This window comes from Pseudomonas oplopanacis, assembly GCF_057128725.1.
Genome location: NZ_JBSKHV010000005.1, coordinates 70,015 through 91,636 on the forward strand (window position 1 = coordinate 70,015; position 21,622 = coordinate 91,636).

Annotated in this window: 21 protein-coding genes; 6 read left to right on the plus strand and 15 right to left on the minus strand. The window is 59.3% G+C overall.

The features are described from left to right. Positions 1-68: 68 nt before the first annotated feature. The 10 genes from ACWKV5_RS12645 to ACWKV5_RS12690 all read right to left on the minus strand — a co-directional run bounded on the left by ACWKV5_RS12645 (position 69) and on the right by ACWKV5_RS12690 (position 10,482). Positions 69-695, minus strand: coding sequence for an ABC-type transport auxiliary lipoprotein family protein (locus ACWKV5_RS12645; protein WP_483841511.1), 627 nt, complete (start codon positions 693-695; stop codon positions 69-71). Next, complete coding sequence (locus tag ACWKV5_RS12650; protein WP_483841512.1) at positions 692-1,630, minus strand: MlaD family protein; 939 nt, start codon at positions 1,628-1,630, stop codon at positions 692-694. The genes ACWKV5_RS12645 and ACWKV5_RS12650 overlap by 4 nt, the downstream gene beginning before the upstream one ends. Position 1,631: 1 nt before the next feature. Continuing rightward, positions 1,632-2,435, minus strand: a complete 804-nt coding sequence (locus ACWKV5_RS12655; RefSeq protein ID WP_140665362.1) for an ABC transporter ATP-binding protein — start codon at positions 2,433-2,435, stop codon at positions 1,632-1,634. Then, on the minus strand, positions 2,432-3,580 hold the full coding sequence (locus tag ACWKV5_RS12660; protein ID WP_483841513.1) for an ABC transporter permease: 1,149 nt from the start codon (positions 3,578-3,580) through the stop codon (positions 2,432-2,434). The genes ACWKV5_RS12655 and ACWKV5_RS12660 overlap by 4 nt, the downstream gene beginning before the upstream one ends. 54 nt (positions 3,581-3,634) lie before the next feature. After that, the gene (locus ACWKV5_RS12665; protein WP_483841514.1) at positions 3,635-4,663 is read right to left on the minus strand and encodes a DUF5924 family protein; all 1,029 of its coding nucleotides are present in this window, start codon (positions 4,661-4,663) and stop codon (positions 3,635-3,637) included. Between the two features lie 101 nt (positions 4,664-4,764). Then, positions 4,765-6,141 carry a M16 family metallopeptidase gene (locus ACWKV5_RS12670; protein WP_483841515.1) on the minus strand — a complete coding sequence of 459 codons (1,377 nt, stop codon included), beginning with the start codon at positions 6,139-6,141 and terminating at the stop codon, positions 4,765-4,767. A 133-nt stretch (positions 6,142-6,274) separates the two neighbouring features. After that, complete coding sequence (locus ACWKV5_RS12675; protein WP_483841516.1) at positions 6,275-7,933, minus strand: Na/Pi cotransporter family protein; 1,659 nt, start codon at positions 7,931-7,933, stop codon at positions 6,275-6,277. A gap of 240 nt (positions 7,934-8,173) precedes the next feature. Next, complete coding sequence (locus ACWKV5_RS12680; RefSeq protein ID WP_483841517.1) at positions 8,174-8,809, minus strand: hypothetical protein; 636 nt, start codon at positions 8,807-8,809, stop codon at positions 8,174-8,176. Next, positions 8,809-9,966, minus strand: coding sequence for a DUF2515 family protein (locus ACWKV5_RS12685; RefSeq protein ID WP_483841518.1), 1,158 nt, complete (start codon positions 9,964-9,966; stop codon positions 8,809-8,811). Before ACWKV5_RS12685 ends, ACWKV5_RS12680 begins: the two co-directional genes overlap by 1 nt. Before the next feature lie 18 nt (positions 9,967-9,984). Beyond that, positions 9,985-10,482 (minus strand): PAAR domain-containing protein, encoded by a 498-nt coding sequence (locus ACWKV5_RS12690; RefSeq protein WP_483841519.1) that lies wholly within the window; start codon positions 10,480-10,482, stop codon positions 9,985-9,987. A 479-nt stretch (positions 10,483-10,961) separates the two neighbouring features. Between ACWKV5_RS12690 and ACWKV5_RS12695 the strand changes: the two genes are divergently transcribed. Beyond that, positions 10,962-11,249 (plus strand): DUF6124 family protein, encoded by a 288-nt coding sequence (locus ACWKV5_RS12695; protein ID WP_483841520.1) that lies wholly within the window; start codon positions 10,962-10,964, stop codon positions 11,247-11,249. 135 nt (positions 11,250-11,384) lie between these two features. On the opposite strand, the gene ACWKV5_RS12700 is transcribed toward ACWKV5_RS12695, so the two are convergent. Further along, positions 11,385-12,152, minus strand: coding sequence for a TerC family protein (locus tag ACWKV5_RS12700; protein ID WP_483841521.1), 768 nt, complete (start codon positions 12,150-12,152; stop codon positions 11,385-11,387). Positions 12,153-12,236: 84 nt separating this feature from the next. After that, positions 12,237-13,544 (minus strand): CitMHS family transporter, encoded by a 1,308-nt coding sequence (locus tag ACWKV5_RS12705; protein WP_123433261.1) that lies wholly within the window; start codon positions 13,542-13,544, stop codon positions 12,237-12,239. A gap of 418 nt (positions 13,545-13,962) precedes the next feature. On the opposite strand from ACWKV5_RS12705, the gene ACWKV5_RS12710 reads away from it, so the two are divergent. Continuing rightward, entirely contained in the window at positions 13,963-14,364 is a 402-nt protein-coding gene (locus tag ACWKV5_RS12710; protein ID WP_483841522.1) for a GFA family protein, read from the plus strand. Here ACWKV5_RS12710 and ACWKV5_RS12715 read toward each other — a convergent pair whose 3' ends face one another. Further along, positions 14,365-14,691, minus strand: a complete 327-nt coding sequence (locus ACWKV5_RS12715; protein WP_483841523.1) for a DOPA 4,5-dioxygenase family protein — start codon at positions 14,689-14,691, stop codon at positions 14,365-14,367. An 84-nt stretch (positions 14,692-14,775) separates the two neighbouring features. Between ACWKV5_RS12715 and ACWKV5_RS12720 the strand changes: the two genes are divergently transcribed. Continuing rightward, on the plus strand, positions 14,776-15,447 hold the full coding sequence (locus tag ACWKV5_RS12720; protein WP_483841524.1) for an NAD(P)-dependent oxidoreductase: 672 nt from the start codon (positions 14,776-14,778) through the stop codon (positions 15,445-15,447). Here the strand turns inward: ACWKV5_RS12720 and ACWKV5_RS12725 are convergent. Next, positions 15,434-16,384 carry a choline sulfate utilization transcriptional regulator gene (locus ACWKV5_RS12725; RefSeq protein WP_483841525.1) on the minus strand — a complete coding sequence of 317 codons (951 nt, stop codon included), beginning with the start codon at positions 16,382-16,384 and terminating at the stop codon, positions 15,434-15,436. The two genes, ACWKV5_RS12720 and ACWKV5_RS12725, sit on opposite strands and share 14 nt — an antisense overlap. A 114-nt stretch (positions 16,385-16,498) precedes the next feature. Between ACWKV5_RS12725 and betC the strand changes: the two genes are divergently transcribed. From betC to ACWKV5_RS12740, 3 genes are all read left to right on the plus strand, one after another. Continuing rightward, the gene (gene betC / locus ACWKV5_RS12730; RefSeq protein ID WP_483841526.1) at positions 16,499-18,013 is read left to right on the plus strand and encodes a choline-sulfatase; all 1,515 of its coding nucleotides are present in this window, start codon (positions 16,499-16,501) and stop codon (positions 18,011-18,013) included. 16 nt (positions 18,014-18,029) lie between these two features. Further along, positions 18,030-18,950 (plus strand): choline ABC transporter substrate-binding protein, encoded by a 921-nt coding sequence (gene choX / locus ACWKV5_RS12735; RefSeq protein ID WP_483841527.1) that lies wholly within the window; start codon positions 18,030-18,032, stop codon positions 18,948-18,950. A 155-nt stretch (positions 18,951-19,105) separates the two neighbouring features. Beyond that, positions 19,106-20,674, plus strand: coding sequence for a SulP family inorganic anion transporter (locus ACWKV5_RS12740; protein ID WP_483841528.1), 1,569 nt, complete (start codon positions 19,106-19,108; stop codon positions 20,672-20,674). Between the two features lie 114 nt (positions 20,675-20,788). Here ACWKV5_RS12740 and aroE read toward each other — a convergent pair whose 3' ends face one another. Then, the gene (aroE, locus tag ACWKV5_RS12745) at positions 20,789-21,610 is read right to left on the minus strand and encodes a shikimate dehydrogenase (protein ID WP_483841529.1); all 822 of its coding nucleotides are present in this window, start codon (positions 21,608-21,610) and stop codon (positions 20,789-20,791) included. Positions 21,611-21,622 lie beyond the last annotated feature (12 nt).

The following is a 21,622-nucleotide window of genomic DNA, read 5'->3' on the forward strand; positions in this document are numbered from 1 at the left end:
ACATAGATGTTGAATGTGCGGCCCCCTTCGCGAGCAGGCTCGCTCCCACATTTGGTTGTGTATTGGCTTTAAGGTCTTGCTGGCAGCTCGACTTTCTGCCCTTGCTCAACCGCCCAATTCACCACCTGCGCCGTCAATTGGTCGCTTGCCTGGCCAAACCCGGCGACCACTGCGGGGACTTTCACATCGCTCAGTGGCTGGCGCACTTCGAAGCGACGGCTGGCGAGGATGTGCTGGTCATAGCTGCGCACCAGCAAGGCATCCAGGCTTACGACCACAGTGGCGGTCGTGCCTTGATACTCCGTCTGAAACGCTTGCAAATGCCCACCCAGCTCCAGATCTGTCTGGAAAATGCTGTCATCGGTGCTCAACAGCGGCACCCGACCATCCTGCTGAAAACCATCCAACAGACGATTACGCAGCAGCACCGGTGCCGGATCGCTCCAACGCGAGCCCTTGTAGCTGCTGATCACATCGCCTTGGGGAATCACTGCGATGTTCGGGCTCTTCAACACATCACTGGCCTGGAACTTGGTCAGACGCAGCGACCAGCGTTGCGGCGTGCCATGACTGGCCGACGCGTGGCTCTGGGTCGACGGCAATCGATAAACATCGAACGGCTCGGGCTTGGGCAGGATCGAGCACGAACTGATCAGCGTGAAGCCGGCGAGGAGGGCGATACGAGTCAGCTTCATGGCGTGAATTCCTTGTTCTTGTCACTGCCCAACAGGTAACCACTGGGGTTTTCTTCGAGGCGTTGTGAGATGGCGCGCAACGAGGTCAGGGTTTCACGCAGCTCGCGAACCGCCGGGGCCAGGCCATTGAGGCCCTGCATGCCGCTGTTGAGCGAATCCTGATTGGTAGCGAGCAACTTGTTGATCGTCGCGGTGCTCTGCTGCAGCGACTTCATCGCCTGCTCGGCGCTGCCCAACGCGTCCTTGCCATGATCATTGAGCAGGCCGTTGGCATTGCGCATCAGCGCCGTGGTCTGCTCCAGCATGTTGTTGGCTTGCTTGCCCACGGACGCCAGTTGCTGCATCGCCTGACGGATATCGCCGCGCTGATCGGCAATCGCCCCAGTGGTTTGTTCCAGGTGCTCCAGGGTGTTGCTGATGCGGTCGACGTTTTCTGTGGAGAACAACAGGTTGGCGTTATGCATCAGCGTGTTCACGCCGGCCATCAGGTCGTTGCTGTCATTGAGCAGGCGAGCGATGGGTGAGGGCGAGGCGACGATGGTCGGCAGGTTGCCGTCCTTGCCCTTGAGCGCCGGGCTCTGTGGCGTACCGCCGCTGAGCTGGATGATCGAGGTCCCGGTGACGCCGGTCAGTGCCAGTTTGGCCTGGGTGTCTTCCTTGACCGGGGTGTCACCGCCCAGACGAATCCGCGCCAGCACCCGGCGCGGGTCTTTCGGGTCCAGGCGCAAGGTCACCACGTCGCCGACCTTAATCCCGCTGTACTGCACCGAACTGCCTTTGGACAGCCCACTGACCGCCTCGTTGAAGACCACTTCGTAATCCTTGAACTCGGTGTCGACGCTGGACTTGGCCAGCCACAAGCCGAAGAGCAGGGCGCCCGCCACCACAATCACGGTGAACAGGCCGATCAATACATGATGGGCTCGGGTTTCCATGTCAGACCTCGTTCAACTGTTGAGCGGCCGTCAGCGCCGCGCGGCCGCGAGGGCCATGGAAATATTCGTGAATCCACGCGTCGTCGGTTTCCGACACCTTGTCGATGGCGTCCGCCACCAGCACTTTCTTCTGCGCCAGCACCGCCACCCGGTCGGTGATGGTGTAGAGCGTGTCGAGGTCGTGGGTCACCAGGAACACACTCAGGCCCAGCGCATCGCGCAGGGTCAGAATCAATTGATCAAACGCCGCCGCGCCAATCGGGTCGAGGCCGGCGGTGGGTTCGTCGAGAAACAGGATGTCCGGGTCCAGCGCCAGCGCACGGGCCAGCGCCGCCCGCTTGATCATGCCGCCGGACAGCGAAGCGGGGTACTTGTCGGCGGCCGACAGCGGCAGCCCGGCCAGCGCCAGTTTGACCGCCGCCAGGTGCTCGGCGTCTTCGCGACTGAGGCCGGCGTGCTCGATCAAGGGCAGGGCCACGTTTTCGGTCACGGTCAGCGACGAGAACAGGGCGCCTTGCTGGAACAGCACGCCGAAACGCCGTTCAACCTTCGAGCGCTCCTGCTCGGACAAGGTCGGCAGGTTTTTACCGAAGACCTTCACGTCCCCTTCATTGGGCCGACGCAGGCCGACAATGCTGCGCAGCAGTACCGATTTACCGCTTCCGGAACCGCCGACCACGGCGAGAATTTCACCTTTGTACAAATCGAGGTCGAGGTTTTCGTGCACGCTTTGACTGCCAAAGCGATTGCACAGCCCACGGACTTCGATCACCGCCTCGGAAGGCGCTCGGGGTAAACGACTCACCAGCCCATCTCCATGAAAAACAGCGCGGCCACCGCGTCGAGCACGATCACTACGAAAATCGACTGGACCACGCTGGACGTGGTGTGTGCACCGACCGACTCCGCGCTGCCGCTGACTTTGAAACCTTCAAGGCAGCCAATCGAGGCGATCAGGAAGGCGAAAATCGGTGCTTTGACGATTCCCACCAGAAAATGCTGAACCCCGATGTCCGATTGCAGCAGCGAGAGGAACATCGCCGGCGAAATATCCAGCGACACCGCACAGACCACTCCGCCGCCAATAATCCCCGAGAGCATCGCCAGAAAGGTCAGCATCGGTAAGGCGACCAGCAGCGCCAGGACACGCGGCACCACCAGCAACTCCATCGGGTCGAGGCCCAGGGTGCGGATGGCGTCGATTTCTTCGTTGGCCTTCATCGAACCGATCTGCGCGGTGAACGCACTGGCGGTGCGCCCGGCCATCAGGATCGCCGTCAACAGCACCGCGAATTCGCGGAGGAAGGAAAAGGCCACCAGGTCCACGGTGAATACCGTGGCGCCAAAACTGGCCAACACCGTCGCCCCGAGAAACGCCACCACCGCGCCCACCAAAAAGGTCAGCAGGGCGACGATGGGCGCGGCGTCGAGGCCGGTTTGTTCGATGTGCGCGACCATCGGCGTGATGCGCCAACGCTTGGGTTGAAAGAGGCCGCGGGCGATGGTTTCGATGATCAGCCCGACGAACCCCAACAGTTGCAGGGTGTCCTGCCAAACCGTATCCACGGCGCGGCCAATGCGGGTCAGCAATTGAATGCTGACGCTGATTTCCGGTTCCTTGATCGGCACACAGAAATCAGTCATCGAGCGGTAGATGGTCTGCAACAGGGCGCGATCGGCGGTGGACAGGGTGCAATCGGGGTGTTCGGCGGACCGGCCGAGGCGCTCGGTCCCCAACAGTTCGACCAGCAATGAGGCACCCGCGGTGTCGAGGGCGCCCAGACTGTTGAGATCGATGTGGGTATTGTCGTCGTATTGACCGCGAAGCTTTTCGCACAAGGTCTTGAGATCGGCGTAATGGGCAAGCGTCCAGTCACCCGTCACCCGCAGCTGAGCAGGGGAGTGAGAGTCGTCCAGTTGGGCATTGCCGGCCATTGTGCTGCTGGTCATAAGCTCCGTGCTTGTTCGGTTAATACGCAGAACTACGTAATAGCACGAACCGCATTACTTTTCTTTGGTCGGTGTGCTGTCCGTGACGATGAAGCGCAGCACGCCGATGACTTGGCCATCTTCGGTCAACACCCGGACCTGCCATTTGCCCGCCGGGTTGCCCGGGAAATTCTGTTTGTGGGTCCAGGCGCGGTAGCCTTCCTTGCGTCCGCCGTGGATGTCCAGCGGGATGCGGTCGACCTCTTTGCCGTCGAACTGCCACACGTGATAAATCCGCTCGTCCAGACCGCGCGGGGCGTTGATCGCGGTGTAGGCATACAGCCCGCCGCCACGAATCTGCTCGGCCGTGACCTCATCCAGGCTTTTGCCGGGGGTGCGGTCCTGCATTTGCGTGCTGATTGCCACGTCAGTCATCCACAACGTCGCCGGCGGCACCCACGAACGCAGGACCCAACCGAGGGCGCCGATGCCCACGGTGATACTCAGGATCGCCAAGGCGTTGCGCACCGTGCGGATCGGGAAGATCGACGCCAGGCTCGGGAACGACAGCAGCACGGCGATCCCCAGCGCCAGTTTGAAACTCTGGGACGTGGTGAGGTGCATGATGACGGGCAGGGCGGTCAGCAACGCCGCGAACAGCGTCAGGGTATGCAGCGCCAGGAACGCCCAGCGACGGGGCGCCAGCCATTTGTAGTAGAGCGGGTCGATGATCGAAATCAGCGCGGCGATGCTCAACAGCCCGGTGAAAAACAACTGGCCGCTGTTCCAGGTGGTGGTGATGAAAAAGAACGGCAGGACGAAGAACAGGCTTTCCTGGTGGATCATCTGCGTGGCGTAACGCAACAGGGGCTGGGGAATCTCGCGCTTGAAGATTTTGGTGAACAGCTGGGTGAGGCTGTTTTCCAGCATCAGCCAGACCCAGCTGAGCACCATGATGATGGTGATCCAGGTCGCCAGGCCTTGTTGGCGATCCACCAGGATAAAGCTGCCGACACCGGAGATGAAACCACCGAGCGCAATGACCCCTGGATAGCGCTTCATCAATTCCAGGATGCGCTGGACGTATTGGGTCAGGATCGGCATTCGGCGGTTCACATTCGTCGTAGGAAATATCCTCGACAGGTTACCCGCCGGGGGCCCACCTCACCACAAAATCCTTGGCTGCCGCAGGGGCTTGTTACTGGTTACTGTCTGCGGTGAATGCGCCAGCCCAATAAGCCGAGAATCAACAACCCCAACACGCCGCCAATCACCCACATCACCTGGTCATCACCCATCAGCGGCTTCTCGATCCGCAGATACCCAGGCTGCAGCAGCAACTCACGCAACGCCTTGTTCGCTTCCTCCAGCGTCACGCCTTGCAGTTCCCTCGCCGGATCGGCGAAGCGCCCGTCCTCATAGTCGCCAAGGGCACTCCAGTAATAATCCGCCAGCGCGCTATTGCCTTGCACGGCCCAGGCCTGACGGGCGATGGCCGCCTGCTTGAGACGGTTGAAGGTGTCGGCGTCGAGACCGTCCTTGAGCAACTGCGCTTTCAACTCCTCAAGGACCTGCTCAGCCTGGGGCACATCATCGCGCTCAAGGTCGGCGTTCAGGCTCATGAAGCCCACACCGCCAAACAACTCGCGTTCAGCCGAAGGCCCGTAGGACAAGCCATGGACCAGACGCATCTGGCGATACAGCGCCCAGTCCAGATAGTCCTTGAGCAGGTCGAACGTCTCGTCGTGCTCGTCCTCCAGCACCGGCTCCGGCACCAGCCAGTGCAACTTGGCACCATCGCCGACAAAGCCACTGCTCAACGTGCGCTCATGAGCGGCACTGGAGCGAATTTCCGGCAGGGGCAAGTGTTCGCTCGGGTCGACCGCCACCAGCTCACCCCAGGCCCGTTCCAGATAGGCCGGCAGCAACCGGTCGAGGTCACCGACCATGATCAGGGTCATGTTGTTGGGCGCGTACCAGAGCTTGCGCACCTTCTCCAGTTGTTCGCGGGTCAGGTGATCGACTTCGGCGCGCTGCGGGCATTTGAGGCCCAGCTCCACCGCCAGTTGATTGCTGGCCGTATGGCCAAGGTCCTGGCGATCCAGCCAACGTTGCAGGTGCGTGTAATGACCGCCGTCTTCACGCTCGACCACTTGCTTGGCGGCGTTGATGGCGTTGTCGTCGATGCGGGTCTGGGTCAGCAGCGCCAGCAACAGGTCGAGGACCTTGCGCTGGTTTTTCGCCGGGGCTTCGATGACGAACGTGGTGTCGGCGTTGCTGGTGTAAGCGTTCCACTCACCACCCAGCGCCTGCATGCGCTCTTCCAGGCCACCTTCGCCGGTGGCGTCGATGCCGCTGAACAACAAGTGTTCGAGCAGATGGGGCAGTTCTTTGTCGGCGCAATTGAAATCATCCAGGCCAACCCCGACCACCAGACGAATCGCCACATGCCCGCGGTCAGCGCCCGGCTTGAGCAGCAATTGCAGGCCATTGGGCAGCGTATAGCCCTCGACCTGAAAACGATCCAGGGCAAACGAAGGAAGTGAACCGAGCAACAAACACGCGAACAACAGACAACGCATAACGAGTTTCCATACGACTGATTGGAGATCCGTGTCGCTTTCCGGGCAGCCATCGCGAGCTTGCTCCGGGCGGCATTCCGACGATGCTTTTAAGCCGGAACCCATGTAACTGACTGACCACACAGCCAGACGTTCAAGGCGAATGCGTGATGTCCGCCAAATCGTCGACCGACAACGCTCCCGTATCAGACGTCTCCAGCACCACATACGCGCTGCTGCAAAACAGCGAATTCAAGCGTTTCATGTCGGCAATCAGCTCCAGGTGCAGCGAACTGGTCTCGATACTTTGCACAATCTTACGTTGCAACCGGCTGACATGGGCATGGGCCAAACGCCTTTCCTGTGCGCGAAAGCGACGTTTTTCCCGCAACAACTGGCGGGCACTTTCCTTGTCGGCACTCAGGAATACGGACAACCCCAAGCGAAGATTGGAGATTAGCTGACTGTGCAGCCCGGCCAACTCTTCCAGCCCCACCTCGGAAAAAGACCGGCGCTGCGAGGTTTTCTGCTGCTGAACCTTACGCAACATGCGTTCGATCAGGTCGCTGGCGAGTTTGAGGTTGATCGCCAATTCAATGATTTCTGCCCAGCGCCGGCTGTCCTGGTCGCTGAGGTCTTCACGGGGCATTTGCGCCAGATAGAGCTTGATCGCGCTGTAGAGCGCTTCGACATCATCGGTCAAACGGCGCATTTCCTGGGTCACGGCGGTTTGCTTGCCGCGCAGCACATCGAGCATCGCTTCGAGCATGTTGTCGATCAGATCGCCCATGCGCAGGGTTTCCCGCGCCGCATTCGCCAGCGCCAGGCTCGGTGTGACCAGCGCGGTCGGGTCAAGGTGCCGGGGTTTGGCCATTCCGTTGACCTCCGGCCGCTCCGGCAGCAGCCAGGCGCACAACCGGGCCATCACCCCCACGCTCGGCAGCAGGATCAGGCAACGCGCGGTGTTGTAGAGCAGGTGGAAGCCGATGACCATTTCCTGCGGGCTGAAGTCCAGGCTATCCATCCAGTGCACCAGCGGATCCAGCACCGGGATGATCAGCAGCAAACCAATCAGCTTGTACAACAGACTACCGAGCGCAACCTGGCGTCCAGCGGCGTTCTGCATGCTGGTGCTGAGGAACGCGAGGACGCCACTGCCGATGTTGGCGCCAATCACCAGGCCGATGGCCACGGGCAGGCTGATCACATTCGCGCCGGCCAACGTCGCGGTCAGCAGGACAGCCGCGAGACTGGAATAGGAGACCATTGCGAACAGCGCGCCGATCAAGGCATCGAGCAGGATGTCGCCGGTCAGCGAGGCGAAGATCACCTTCACCCCTTGCGCATGGGTGATCGGCCCGGCGGCTTCGACGATCAGTTGCAGCGCCAGAATGATCAGGCCCAGGCCAATGCAGACCCGGCCCATCTGCCCAACCCGCGTCTGTTTGCGTGACAAGAAGAAAATCACTCCGACGAAGATCAGCAACGGCGACAGCCATGACAAATCGAACGTCAGCACCCGCGCCATCAGCGCCGTACCGACATCAGCGCCGAGCATGGTCGCCAGCGCCGGGGTCAGCGCCATCAGGCCCTGACCGACAAACGAAGTGACGAGCATGGCGGTGGCGTTACTGCTCTGCACCATCGCCGTCACCACGATCCCGGCAATAAACGCCAGCCAGCGTTTGGACATGTTCTGGCCAATCACATGGCGCAGGTTGGTGCCGTAAACCCGCAGGATGCCGGTTCGGACGATGTGTGTGCCCCAGATCAACAAGGCCACGGCCGATAACAAATTGAGCAGGGTGAGCATAAAGGCCCCCTGTGGTGGTCGCGCCCCAGAGGGGCAAATTGACGGTACCGCGCGTTTTTCTACGTTCTGTACTTTAGCTGTAGTTGGCTAACGGTCTGGGCGCCAGCATTGCACAGCTAAAGACGTGAATGAAACAAAACTGTCATGAAAACAGCGCCATCCTTGTGGGAGCGAGCTTGCTCGCGATGGTGGCATTGCATTCAACACCAAAGGGGACTGATCCACCGACCCGGAGGTGGTTCAATCGCTGAAATGATCCTTACCCAGTCCAATGTCGATCAGATACTTGGCTGTCTCGGGGTTTCGCTCATCACAGCGGCTATAGCATTTGATGTGCAGCAACAGACTGTACTTGTGGGGAACCAAAAGAATCACACCGTCAGTCTGGTCAAAAAGCTTATGTTGCAGCTGTCGCTTTTCTTCTTCGCTCGACACTTTTATCCAGTCGTTTCCCTCAGCAGGCTCAGGCGTCCAGCCGGATTTTTTGAACATGGCCTGAAGTTCGCCCAGTAGTGCTGCTGTCTGGTTGAAAGGTAAAGTTTCCACCATCGGAGACGTCGTGATGCCATCAACCTTTTCCTTGCTGTAGCTCACAGCCCCATAGATCGTTTTTGGCAACGTGAAGCCATGATCAGGATCATCAAACGTAATAACAACTGGGCTGCTGATCCAGGTGGAATCAACCTCGGGTGGTTCGCTTGGATAAACGGCGGTTTTACGTTCAATTGGAAAAGTAGAGTCTTTTACAACCTCGGCATATGGCTTGCCGACATGGGCGGAAATCTTGCTGGAACTGGACATGAAGAGGAATGCAGCTGCCGCCAAAACCACGACTATGCCAATCGCAGCGATCAGTATCCGACGTGAAAATCCCATCACTGGATTCCGCCTCCGTTGGCAATTTCCGTAATCGACTGTTTCAACTGAGCATGGGTTTTTGGACTTTTCAGCAAGCTGTCAAATTGACTGGCTGCACGTAGTACGAACTCCATTCGCTGATCTTGATCTGCAAGATCGGCCACGGGGTTCTTGGAGAATGAGACCTGCCTGCTGTCAGGCGCTTTACATTGGTTAGCCAGCGTTAGCTGAATTTCTTCCGCCGCTCCGGACATTAACCCTGTTACCACAGAAACATAATTGCCCGCATGAGTACTGCGCATAAGAACTGCGAATTGAGTATCTTCGTACATCGCTGGTTGCAAAATGTTCAGTTGCTCATGTCGAGCCATCTGCCTGACGCTATCCGCAATATGCCCAGCATCAATTGCTTCAAAAGTACGATAGATCTCTGATGCATCAATACCAAACTCTACCTTCCCAGCAATCGGCCACATCACGTCTTTCACTATGCCACGCCGGCTCTTCAGGCACTTCTCCATCTCCTTGTACCCCCGCACCATAAAAAACCGATGCAACGGATAAACATCCAGAAACAGCGAGGTGTTGCCTAGCGCCAGCATCTCGTACACGTAGTCCAATTGCTGCTGGACCACTGACCGAGTGTTATCGCCAAAGGTGATGTCTTCAGTGGGTAACGGATTGGCCGCTCGCGCTCTTTCGAGTTCCTTCTCCACTTCAGGATCGGTCTTGCTGAGCTTGAACCCGACCCCTTCGAAAATAGTTTCCGACTTACCGGTCCTAAGCTTCTCTTGCGCAGCCTTTTGCGCGGCAATAGCAGTCTGCAGTTTGGTGGCATGAATCAACCCACAGCCCACCTGCTTCGAAGCAAACGCCGCCAACCCCGCCCACTGAAACCGGTTATCTGCCAGCCACAACTGCGCATACGCGGCGTTGATCTTGCGGTTACGTGCTTGTGGGTCGGCGATCAGTACGCCACCCGGAGCGACCCATTCTTCGGCTTCTTTCTGAAACCGGCGCCACAGGCAGTTGCAGGTCAGTAACGGCACTTCGACGCGGGTCTTGGGGTTGGGGCCGGCCGTGGTGGTTTCGCGTTTGCAGGCGGGCAGTTCGCAGGTGCTGTCCCAGAGTTTTTTCATGTCCAGGTCGTCTGGGGCGATGCATTGTCCGGTCATTTGATTCTTCCTTGAGGCTTAGACGGTCCAGCGGACGACGGCGAGATCGGGTTTTAGCGTGGCGACACTTTGGGTCATGCCCAAGGCGTTGGTCTGGCCTTTGACGATGCGGCCTTCGGCGGTTTCGATTTCGTAGCCTCGTTCGGCTATCGGTTCGCCATTACCAGCGCTGACGGCTTTGAATTCCACGACGGGCTGGCCAATGATCGGGAGGGGCGGAATGAACGGCGCCGGGGTATGGGTGCTGCCGACGATGACGTTGCCGGAGCCGCCGATTATCACGCCGCCATGGCTCGTGGTGCCGTCGAGGGTCATGGCGTTCAGGCCGTTGATGAACACCGTGGAGGAGAAGCCGCCGCTGAGTGCCTGGCCGCAGGTGCAGGTGTCGCTGACTCTCGCAGCGGCGAGGCCATTAAAAAACACATCGGGGGAGCCGCTGGCGATGGGGTTGGTGCCATGGCCCGGAATCGGGCAAGTGGTCGGGTCCGTGACGCGTGCAGCCGGTTTTCCAGACACATGCATTCCTTGTCATTGTCGTTTGATGCGAGCGGGGACGCTAACCACCGAAGGGCTGTGCGTCAACCTTGGAGTGCGACCGTATCAAGCACCACGGGCGATGGCTGTAGGAAAACGCTTAAATGTTCGCGCGCCGGGAGTCCTGTTTAAAAAACACTCCGAGTTACTTCTCGGAGGCTACAACGCCTTGCGTCGTTGCCTACGGCTACTACAGAATCCGCCGGCTTGTGCGCTTTTGCCTTGGTCTCTATCGTTTCCATACCACTGCCTTTCAGTGGTCGGGTTTAGTAGCCCGGGGTGTTATCAGTAAGGTGCAGAAGCGCTGTCAGTCAGATTTTTGTCTGAACTTGATGGTGGCTGTGCGCAGGGCGCTTCGGCGCGCCGGCAATGCTGATTCTCCCCGGTCTACTAACCTGCGCACAGCCGCCACCCTTCTTTAGTAGAGATCGGTAGCGGCTTCATCAGGAGTAAATCAGCATATGCTCAAGGTAACGCCCAACCCACCGGACACCGATCCGGTCCCCCACGACTTCCCGCCGCGCAAACCCAGCACCATCTTCCTCATAGACCCCAAGGTCGATAACGAAACCCTGCTCGCACATGCCTGTGAATCGTTGGCGTCAGCCAGTGTCATGGCGAGTGATCTCGCCGGGTTTCTGGGGGGCCCGCAACGCCATACATTGCTGGGGATTCAGCAGGTGATCATGCTTGGAGAGTTGGCGGTGAATCGGGTGCTGGATAACCTCGATCCTCAAGTCAGCCAATAATCCCTGAACCTTGCACAAAACAAATGTGGGAGCGAGCCTGCTCGCGAAGGGGCCTTCACATTCAACAGTGTTGTTGACTGAAAGACCGCCTTCGCGAGCCAGCTCGCTCCCACAGGTTTTGCGGTGACGCCGGGGTTATTGGCCCGGAACGTCCTTGCGCAGTTTCACCGGATCTTGCTGTTTTTTCTTTTTCGCGATGGCAGTGCGCATCTTGATGTTGATCGCTTCAACCGCCAGCGAGAACGCCATGGCGAAGTAGACGTAGCCTTTTGGCACGTGCACGTCGAAGGATTCGGCAATCAGCACGGTACCGACGATCAGCAGGAACGACAGCGCCAGCATCTTCAGCGACGGGTGCTTGTCGATGAACTCGCTGATGGTGCCGGAAGCCCACATCATCACCAGCACGGCCACGACGATCGCGGCGACCATGACCGGAACATGGGAGACCATGCCGACGGCGGTGATCACCGAATCCAGTGAGAACACGATGTCGATGATCGCGATCTGGATGATGGTGTAGAGGAAGTTGCCGCCCTTGCCGCTCGGCTCTTCGTTGGTTTCGTCTTCACCTTCCAGCGCGTGGTACATCTCTTGCGAGCTCTTCCACAGCAGGAACAGACCACCGAAGAACAGGATCAGGTCTCGCCCGGAAATACCCTGGCCGAACACCACGAACAGGTCGGCCGTGAGGCGCATGACCCAGGTGATCGACAGCAGCAACAGGATCCGCGTGATCATGGCCAGGGCCAGACCGAAAATCCGGGTGCGCGCCTGCATGTGCTTGGGCATGCGGCTGACCAGGATCGAAATCATGATGATGTTATCGATACCCAGGACGATTTCCAGGGCGGTCAGGGTAAAGAAGGCAACCCAGATTTCAGGGTTGGTCAGCCATTCCATGTGTATTCCTTTGAGGATGTGTTAAACCACGAAAGGCCCGGGCTTCAAACGGCGAAGACCGGACCCGTCATGGTGAGTCTTTGGTTATAGAGTGCTGAACAGCGGAAAAATCCCCATCAGCAACGCTGCAACCAGTATGCACATGCACACCAGCACGGCCCATTTCAGGGTAAAGCGCTGATGGTCACCGAATTCAATACCGGCCAGGGCCACCAACAAATAGGTCGATGGTACCAGCGGGCTCAGCAAGTGGACGGGCTGACCGACGATCGAGGCACGTGCCATTTCCACTGCGGTTATACCGTAATGGCTGGCGGCTTCGGCAAGTACTGGTAACACGCCGTAATAAAATGCGTCGTTCGACATGAAAAATGTGAACGGCATGCTTACCAGCGCAGTGATCACGGCCAGGTACGGGCCGAGGAAATCCGGGATAACCCCCAGCAGGCTTTTGGACATCGCGTCGACCATGCCGGTGCCGGACAGGATACCGGTGAAGATGCCGGCAGCGAAGATCAGGCCGACCACCGACAACACGCTACCGGCGTGAGCCGCAACGCGGTCCTTCTGCATTTGCAGGCAAGGATAGTTGACGATCATCGCGATACTGAACGCCACCATGAACAGCACCGGCAGCGGCAACAGGCCGGCGATCAGGGTGCACATCAGGGCCAGGGTCAGCAAACCGTTGAACCAGATCAGCTTCGGACGACGGGCATCAGGGAACTGCGAAACGCTGATTTCACTGTGGTCGATTTCATCGCCGGCCAGGTGCAATTCACCCAGACGCGCACGCTCGCGCTTACCGTAGAAGTAGGCAATCGCCAGGATCGCCACCACACCGGCCAGCATCGCCGGAATCATAGGCACGAAAATGTCCGACGGGTCCACATGCAGTGCGCTGGCCGCACGAGCGGTCGGGCCACCCCATGGGGTCATGTTCATCACGCCACCGGCGAGGATGATCAGGCCGGCCATGATCCGCGGGCTCATGCCGATGCGGCTGTAGAGCGGTAGCATGGCGGCCACGCAGATCATATAAGTGGTCGCGCCGTCCCCATCGAGGGAAACGACGAGCGCCAGTACGGCGGTGCCGACCGAAACTTTCAGCGGGTCGCCCTTGACCAGTTTGAGGATCTTGCGCACGGCCGGGTCGAACAGGCCGGAGTCGATCATCAGGGCGAAGTACAGAATGGCGAACATCAGCATCACGCCGGTCGGCGCAAGCTTGGTGATGCCTTCGAGCATCATCGGGCCGATCTTCGGCGCAAAACCGCCGAACAGGGCAAAGATGATCGGGATGATGATCAGGGCGATCAGCGCGGACAGGCGCTTGGTCATGATCAGGAACATGAACGTGATGACCATGGCAAAGCCAAGGAAAGTCAGCATGGGAATACTCCAGGCGTAGCGCGGCTAGGGGAAATGGGCGAACCGGTTGGGTCAGCGCAGAACGGGAAGCACGAGGCGTACGGGCGGAGTGACAGCGAAGCGGCGGGTAGCAAAGGACATCAGGATCACCATTGTTGTTGTTAAATGGGCCGTGCGAGCGATAAAACACTCATGGGCCAACCGGTCTGTTGCCGGCAGTGGGGGCGATCCTAATCGGGGAAGCTTTCAGCCAGCTTTCGCCGGTGAAAGCATTGAGCGGATGGGCGACCGGTCGTCGGACCGGGTTTTGGATTTGAACCGAGTTACGGCCTTCGCGAGCAGGCTCGCTCCCACAAGGGTTTTGTGTACGACAAAGATCAAATGTGGGAGCGAGCCTGCTCGCGAAGGGGTCAGCACATAGGCAACAGGAGGAAACAGCATGGCCAACATCCACACCGGCGGCTGCCACTGCGGACATCTGCGCTATCAATTCAGCGGGCCGCTGCACGACATCGCCCACTGCCATTGCTCAATTTGCCGTCGGGTCAGCGGCGGGATCGTCACCACCTGGATCACCGTGCCCACGTCAGCCTTTCAATGGATGAAAGGCACGCCCGCGCAGTACCAGTCTTCGTCAACCGGCGTGCGCAGTTTCTGCTCGAACTGCGGGGCGCAACTGGCGTTCATGAACCCCCTCAGTCCCGAGACCATCGACGTCACCATCGCCACCTTCGACCATCCAGAGCTGGCGCCAGCCGAGCGGCATATATGGACCGACAGCCAATTGCCCTGGCTGCACCTGGACGAACACTTGCCCGGCGAAGCAGAAGAAACGATCTGATCAGAAAATAGACAGGTCCAGTGGCCGGACCGCGCCCATCCAGATCGCGTGCTCGCTATGGTCGAGCAAGTCATCGCCCGTGTCCGGGTGCAGGAACACCACCAGGCCCTTGCGGTTAAGTGCCAGCCACGGCAGCACTTCACCAATAAGCTCCGGCCCGAACGCCAGTTGGCAGCTCCAGTCCGGATGCGGGCCGACAGGGCGTTCGTGTACGCGGCCCATCTTCAGGTCGAACACCTTTGCCGCTTGTTCACACAATGTTCGCGCCTGATCGATGGTACTGGCGTCGAAATACACATGGGCGTGATAGCCCTTGATCTGCTGCATCTGAATCCCTCTGAAACCCGGTCGAACCCTCACCGTTTCCTACAGGTCACACACCATATACGTAGGAAACAAGGAACTTCAGCCATGAAAAATGCCGAAACCCCAGTGGTAAAAGTGGTGCTTTATGGTGCCATGAGCAGCCTGGGCAGTGCGCTGATGGCTGAAATGCTGCGGCGCCAACATGAAGTGATCGCCATTCTGGACGACCTCACGGCGCTGGCGCCACGCCCAGGCTTGCGAACAAAAACCGGCGATCTGTTTGAAGCGGAGCGCGTTAAACAAAGTGTGGCGGGGTGTTCAGTGGTCATCTGTTTACTGGACGCGCCAGGATTACCGTTCAACAGCGAATACATTGAAAAAACCATCATTCCAGGCCCGGTCGAGCAAGTGCTGGCCGTGGATGCGTTGATCGAAGGCATGCAGGCGGCGGGCATTGCGCGGCTGTTTCTGGTAGGTGATTTTGAATTGCTGGACGACCCGGAAATAGAAGATCGATTGCAACGCCATGCCGCCGAAGAAATCCGCGAAGCGCTGCAAAACAGTACGTTGCGCTGGACGCTGGTCAATGCGCCGCGCGGTGTGTCCGGCCTGACGATCGAGCACTTCAGCCATGTCAGCGACAGCCTTGAATCGGGCCTGGCCGAACCGCTGCAACGGTTGAACCGCGTGGCCGTAGGGATCGCCGATGAACTGCATCTGAACCTGCATGTGGGCGAGCACGTGAACTTCATCGCGGCTGACACTAAACAGCAATAGAGGGCAACGGCAGGCCATTCAACGATTGCGCGCTTCCGGCCTGTTCCTCCATCAACCAGTCCACAAACTGTTGAATCAATGCCCCACGCCGTTTTCGCTGGGGCAGGACCACGTAATAACCCAGCCTGGAAATAACCGTCTCGGCAATCGGCCGGCACAACAAATCTTGCGCCAGCAAGTTATCCACAAGGTGCCGCCAGCCAATCGCTACGCCTTGTCCGCCAATCGCCGCTTGAATCAATAGGGTGTAATTGTCGAAGCGCAGCTGCCCCGGTGCAGGCGCCGACGTTATCCCCAACTCGCGAAACACACCGCTCCAGTCGAACCAGTTACTGCTGTTTTCACCCCTCAAATGAAGCAGCGGAAACTCCAGCAACGACTGTGCAGGCAAGGGTTGGGAACGATCCTTGAGCAACAGAGGGCTGCACACCGGAAACACTTCTTCGCTGAACAGCCAATGGCTTTCACCCTGCTTGAAGCGTCCGTCCCCGAACAACACCGCCACATCGATATCGGTGCGCAACATGTTGTGATTGCGCTCGCTGGTGACGAGGCTGACGTCCACCTGAGGATTGGCTTGGTGAAAACGGTGCAGACGCGGCATCAACCAATAGGCGGCGAAGGCGAAATCGGTCGCGACTTGCAGCACTTCATGTTGCTGCTGTGCGCTGATCGCGCTCAATCCTGCGTCGATATTCTGCAAACCGAGCTGAATTTGCTCAAAAAGAATCGTCCCGGCCTCTGTCAATTCGATCCCGCGATAAATGCGGTCAAACAACCGCGTCGCGAGTTGCTCCTCCAATCGCTTGATCTGCTGGCTGACTGCCGGCTGCGTCGTGCCAAGCTCCACCGCCGCCGCAGTGAAGCTGCGATGACGGGCGGCCGCTTCAAAGGCACGAAGCAGGTCGAGCGACAGATCACCAAGGGCGTCATACATAAGCTGGGCTAATCCTAGTCATTGCCTGGCATGGGCTTTACCGCAAAGTGCATGGGTAACATGCTCGGTCGCAGCACTCTCGCATAAATATTCACTATGGAATGCCGCGATCACATGAAGCGCAAGAACATTCTTTTCATCATGGCCGATCAAATGGCCGCGCCAATGTTGCCGTTCTACGGTCCTTCGCCGATCAAACTGCCGAATCTGAGCCGCCTCGCCGCCGAAGGCGTGGTGTTCGACGCCGCTTATTGCAACAGCCCGCTGTGCGCGCCGTCGCGTTTTACCCTGGTCAGCGGCCAATTGCCGAGCAAGATCGGCGCGTACGATAACGCGGCCGATTTCCCCGCTGACGTGCCGACCTATGCCCACTACCTGCGTCGCCTCGGTTACCGCACCGCACTGTCGGGCAAGATGCACTTCTGCGGCCCGGACCAACTCCACGGCTACGAAGAACGCCTGACCAGCGACATCTACCCGGCCGACTACGGTTGGGCCGTGAATTGGGATGAGCCGGACGTGCGTCCGACCTGGTACCACAACATGTCGTCGGTGCTGCAAGCCGGGCCGTGCGTGCGCACCAATCAGCTGGATTTCGACGAGGAGGTGGTGTTCAAGGCTCAGCAATACCTGTTCGATCACATCCGCGAGGACGGCGACCAGCCGTTTTGCCTGACCGTTTCGATGACACACCCGCACGATCCGTACACGATCCCCAAGGCTTTCTGGGATATGTACGACGATGCCGACATTCCGTTGCCTGAAACCCCGCCACAGACTGAACTCGATCCGCATTCCCAGCGTTTGCTCAAGGTTTACGACCTGTGGGATAAACCGTTGCCTGTGGATAAGATTCGCGATGCACGCCGTGCCTATTTCGGTGCATGCAGCTATATCGACAGCAACGTCGGCAAACTCCTGCAAACACTTGAGGAAACCGGTCTGATCGACGACACGATCATCGTATTCTCCGGTGACCATGGCGACATGCTCGGCGAGCGCGGCCTCTGGTACAAAATGCACTGGTACGAAATGGCCGCCCGCGTGCCCCTGTTGATAAGTGCGCCGGGGCAGTTCGGGGCAGGGCGGGTCAGCGCCGCCGTGTCCACCGCCGACCTGTTGCCGACCTTCGTGGAACTGGCCGGTGGAGCGCTGGAGCCAGGTTTGCCGCTGGACGGCCGCTCACTGGTTTCGCACTTGCAAGGACAGGGCGGTCATGACGAAGTGTTCGGCGAATACATGGCCGAAGGCACCATCAGTCCGTTGATGATGATCCGTCGCGGCGCTTACAAATTCATCTACAGCGAAGACGACCCCTGCCTACTCTTCGACGTACACAACGACCCGCGCGAACTGGAGGAACTCAGCCAATCGCCGCAACATCGTTCGCTTTTCGAAGAATTTCTGGCCGAAGCACGCACCAAATGGAACATCCCGGCGATTCACCAACAAGTGCTCGCCAGCCAGCGGCGCCGACGTTTCGTTGCCGAGGCGTTGACCATCGGCAAGCTGAAGAGCTGGGATCACCAGCCGCTGGTGGACGCCAGTCAGCAGTACATGCGCAACCACATCGACCTCGATGATCTGGAGCGCAAAGCACGTTATCCACAACCCTGCCAAAACCAATAATGTTAAGGGGAAGTCCATGCAAAAGTTATCCACAGTATTGACGGTCGGGCTTTTGGCTCTGGGCAGCGCATCGGCCTTTGCCGATCAAAGCTGCGAGACGGTGAAAATGGCCGACCCTGGCTGGAGCGACATCGCCGCGACGAACGCCATCACCGGGTTTCTGCTGGATGGCATGGGCTACAAGGCCAAGGTCGACACCCTCGCGGTGCCGATCACCTTCGGTGGGTTGAAGGATGGCCAGGTCGACGTGTTTCTGGGTAACTGGATGCCGGCGCAGCAGGGCTTCTACGACAAATTCGTGGCCACCGGCGATGTCACGCAGTTGGCGAAGAACCTCGACGGCACCGAATTCACCCTCGCCGTTCCCGACTACGTGTGGGACGCGGGTGTGCATAACTTTGCCGACCTGAACAAATACGCCGACAAATTCGACAAGAAGATCTACGGCATCGGTTCGGGCGCGCCGGCAAACATCTCGTTGCAGGAAATCATCAAGAAGAACGACTTCGACATGGGCCAATGGAAACTGGTCGAGTCCAGCGAGCAAGCGATGCTGGCCGAAGTGTCTCGCGCCGTGAAGAAACAGAAGTTCGTGACGTTCCTCGGCTGGACCCCGCACCCGATGAATGTGCAGCTGAAAATGCATTACCTGAAGGGCGGCGAGAAGTACTTCGGCGACACCGGCAGCGTGCATACCCTGACCCGCAAGGGCTACGCCGAAGCCTGCCCGAACGTGGGCAAACTGCTGACCAACCTGAGTTTCACCCAGGACATGGAGAACAGCATCATGGCCGAGGTGGTGAACAAAAAAGTCAGCAACGCGGATGCGGCGAAGGCATGGATCAAGGCCAATCCGGCAGTGCTGGACAAGTGGCTGGAGGGCGTGAAGACAGCGGATGGCAAGGATGCGCTGGCGGCGGTCAAAGCCAAACTCTGACCCCATGTGGGAGCGAGCCTGCTCGCGAAGGGGCCGTCAGATCCGATATTTATGTCGACTGACATTCCGCATTCGCGAGCAGGCTCGCTCCCACAGAGGGAACAATCGGCATCTGTCCTGCTACCCTTGCGCCAAAACCCCACCCGAGAGGACCCATGGCCTTCCCCAGCCGCCATTCACTCTTCCCCTTCCTCAGTTGGTTGCCCCGGCAAACCCGCGCCAGCGTCGGGCGTGACCTGATCGTCGGCCTCAGCGGGGCGATTCTCGCGTTGCCGCAGTCCATTGCCTACGCATTGATCGCCGGTCTCCCACCGGAATACGGCTTGTACGCCGCGATCATCCCGGTGTTGATCGCCTGCCTGTGGGGTTCATCGTGGCATTTGATCTGCGGTCCCACGGCGGCGATTTCCATTGTCCTGTTCGCCAGCGTCAGTCCGCTGGCCGTCCCCGCGTCACAGGACTACATCACACTGATCCTGCTGCTGACGCTGCTGGCCGGTATTTTCCAATGGCTGCTGGGCATGCTGCGGTTCGGTGCCCTGGTGAATTTCGTCTCGCATTCGGTGGTGCTGGGTTTCACCCTGGGCGCGGCGGTGGTGATTGCCATCGGGCAGTTGCCGAACTTGCTGGGATTGGATTTGCCCAGCCAGGCCACGGCGCTGGACAGCTTCCTGATGTTGTTCAAGCACCTCGGTGACTTGGATAAACCGTCGTTGGTGCTCGGCCTGGCGACGGTCGTCGTCGGCGTGGTGCTGAAGATGTTGCTGCCTCGCTGGCCGACATTGTTGATCACGCTGGTCCTCGCCGGGTTGATAGTGTGGCTGTGGCCATCGATGTTCGGCCATGTAAAGTTGGTCAGCGCCTTTGTAGGGCGTTTGCCGCCGTTCAGCCCCGTGCCGCTGGATCTGGACCTGATCCTGCGTCTGCTGCCGAGCGCAGTGGCGGTGGGCATGCTGGGGTTGGTGACCAGCCTGTCGATTGCCCGCTCCTTGTCGGCCCGCTCGCAGCAATTGCTCGACGCCAATCAGGAAGTCCGCGCCCAAGGCCTGTCGAACATCGTCGGGGCGTTTTTTTCCGGTTCGCTGTCAGCAGGATCCTTCACACGTTCGGGCTTGAGTTACGAAGCCGGCGCCTGCTCACCGATGGCCGGGGTGTTCTCGGCCGTGTGGGTCGCGCTGTTCGCGATTTTCGGCGCCGGGCTGATCGCTCACATCCCGATCCCGGCCATGGCCGGCAGCATTCTGCTGATCGCCTGGGGTCTGGTGGATCATCGCGGCATACGTGCGCTGTTGCGCGTCAGCCGCGCGGAATTCGTGGTGATGGCGCTGACCTGTGTCGCCACGTTACTGCTGGAATTGCAGACGGCGATTTATGCCGGGGTGCTCGCTTCGTTGTTCTTCTACCTCAAGCGCACCTCACAACCGCGGGTGCAGCATTCCCGCGAAGGGGATGAAGACATCCTGCGGGTGGGTGGTTCGATCTTTTTCGGCGCCAGCCATTACCTGCAAGTGCGCCTGCAACGCCTGCACGGTGCGCGCGTGGTGATCGAAGCGCAGCAAATCAACTTTATCGATTATTCAGGGGTGGAGATGTTGCATCAGGAAGCGCGGCGACTGCTCAAGCAGGATCGCAGCCTGACACTGCGCCGCGCACGGCCGCAGGTGGTGGAGGAGTTGAGGAAGCTGGAAGGGGCGGAGAAGTGCCCGATCAGGTTCGAGGATTGATCCGCCATTGCGCAGATCCCCTGTGGGAGCGAGCCTGCTCGCGAAGGCGGCGTGTCAGGTAAATCAGTTTCGACTGACACTGCGCTTTCGCGAGCAGGCTCGCTCCCACATTAATTACAGCGTTAGCTGGCGGCGGAGTTCGGCAAGGACCGGCGCCGTGTCCGGACGCACACCGCGCCACAGGAAGAAGGCTTCCGCCGCTTGCTCAGCGAGCATGCCCAAACCATCCATCGACACTGCCGCGCCCTGTTCCGTGGCCCAGCGACAGAACGAAGTCGGTTCCTTTCCATACATCATGTCGTAGCAAACGGTCTTGCCCGGCTCGATCAAGCTGCCGGCAATCGGCGGCACATCGCCCGACAGGCTCGCCGACGTCGCGTTGATGATCAGGTCCACCGACTCCTTCAGCCAATCGAAACCGCTGGCCGACACCGGCCCCAGGTCCGCGAACAATTCCGCCAGCAACTCGGCTTTTTCCACCGTGCGATTGGCGATGATCACCGACGCCGGCTGCTCGGCCAGCAAGGGTTCCAACGCCCCACGCACCGCGCCGCCCGCGCCCAGCAGCAGAATGCGTTTGCCCTTGAGGCTGAAACCGGCGTTGACCGTCAGGTCCCGCACCAGCCCGGCGCCATCGGTGTTGTCACCCAGCAGGCTGCCATCGGCGAGTTTGCTCAAGGTGTTCACCGCGCCAGCTCGTTGCGCGCGTTCCGTCAGGCTGTCGGCCAGGCGAAAGGCATCTTCCTTGAACGGCACCGTCACATTGGCGCCGCGACCTTCGCGGAAAAACGCCCGGGCGAAGTCGGAAAAGTCGTCGAGCGGCGCCAGCGAGGTGCTGTAGTCCAGTTGCTGAGCCGTTTGCTCAGCGAACAAACGGTGGATCAGCGGCGACTTGCTGTGACCAATCGGGTTACCGAATACGACGTAACGGTCCATCAGAACTCCTCG

What these genes read in the sequence shown, in the direction of transcription:
- ACWKV5_RS12645 (WP_483841511.1), bottom strand. Translation starts at nt 695, where the DNA reads ATGAAGCTGACTCGTATCGCCCTCCTCGCCGGCTTCACGCTGATCAGT.
- ACWKV5_RS12650 (WP_483841512.1), bottom strand. Translation starts at nt 1,630, where the DNA reads ATGGAAACCCGAGCCCATCATGTATTGATCGGCCTGTTCACCGTGATT.
- ACWKV5_RS12660 (WP_483841513.1), bottom strand. Translation starts at nt 3,580, where the DNA reads ATGACCAGCAGCACAATGGCCGGCAATGCCCAACTGGACGACTCTCAC.
- ACWKV5_RS12665 (WP_483841514.1), bottom strand. Translation starts at nt 4,663, where the DNA reads ATGCCGATCCTGACCCAATACGTCCAGCGCATCCTGGAATTGATGAAG.
- ACWKV5_RS12670 (WP_483841515.1), bottom strand. Translation starts at nt 6,141, where the DNA reads ATGCGTTGTCTGTTGTTCGCGTGTTTGTTGCTCGGTTCACTTCCTTCG.
- ACWKV5_RS12675 (WP_483841516.1), bottom strand. Translation starts at nt 7,933, where the DNA reads ATGCTCACCCTGCTCAATTTGTTATCGGCCGTGGCCTTGTTGATCTGG.
- ACWKV5_RS12680 (WP_483841517.1), bottom strand. Translation starts at nt 8,809, where the DNA reads ATGGGATTTTCACGTCGGATACTGATCGCTGCGATTGGCATAGTCGTG.
- ACWKV5_RS12685 (WP_483841518.1), bottom strand. Translation starts at nt 9,966, where the DNA reads ATGACCGGACAATGCATCGCCCCAGACGACCTGGACATGAAAAAACTC.
- ACWKV5_RS12695 (WP_483841520.1), top strand. Translation starts at nt 10,962, where the DNA reads ATGCTCAAGGTAACGCCCAACCCACCGGACACCGATCCGGTCCCCCAC.
- ACWKV5_RS12700 (WP_483841521.1), bottom strand. Translation starts at nt 12,152, where the DNA reads ATGGAATGGCTGACCAACCCTGAAATCTGGGTTGCCTTCTTTACCCTG.
- ACWKV5_RS12705 (WP_123433261.1), bottom strand. Translation starts at nt 13,544, where the DNA reads ATGCTGACTTTCCTTGGCTTTGCCATGGTCATCACGTTCATGTTCCTG.
- ACWKV5_RS12710 (WP_483841522.1), top strand. Translation starts at nt 13,963, where the DNA reads ATGGCCAACATCCACACCGGCGGCTGCCACTGCGGACATCTGCGCTAT.
- ACWKV5_RS12715 (WP_483841523.1), bottom strand. Translation starts at nt 14,691, where the DNA reads ATGCAGCAGATCAAGGGCTATCACGCCCATGTGTATTTCGACGCCAGT.
- ACWKV5_RS12720 (WP_483841524.1), top strand. Translation starts at nt 14,776, where the DNA reads ATGAAAAATGCCGAAACCCCAGTGGTAAAAGTGGTGCTTTATGGTGCC.
- ACWKV5_RS12725 (WP_483841525.1), bottom strand. Translation starts at nt 16,384, where the DNA reads ATGTATGACGCCCTTGGTGATCTGTCGCTCGACCTGCTTCGTGCCTTT.
- betC (WP_483841526.1), top strand. Translation starts at nt 16,499, where the DNA reads ATGAAGCGCAAGAACATTCTTTTCATCATGGCCGATCAAATGGCCGCG.
- choX (WP_483841527.1), top strand. Translation starts at nt 18,030, where the DNA reads ATGCAAAAGTTATCCACAGTATTGACGGTCGGGCTTTTGGCTCTGGGC.
- ACWKV5_RS12740 (WP_483841528.1), top strand. Translation starts at nt 19,106, where the DNA reads ATGGCCTTCCCCAGCCGCCATTCACTCTTCCCCTTCCTCAGTTGGTTG.
- aroE (WP_483841529.1), bottom strand. Translation starts at nt 21,610, where the DNA reads ATGGACCGTTACGTCGTATTCGGTAACCCGATTGGTCACAGCAAGTCG.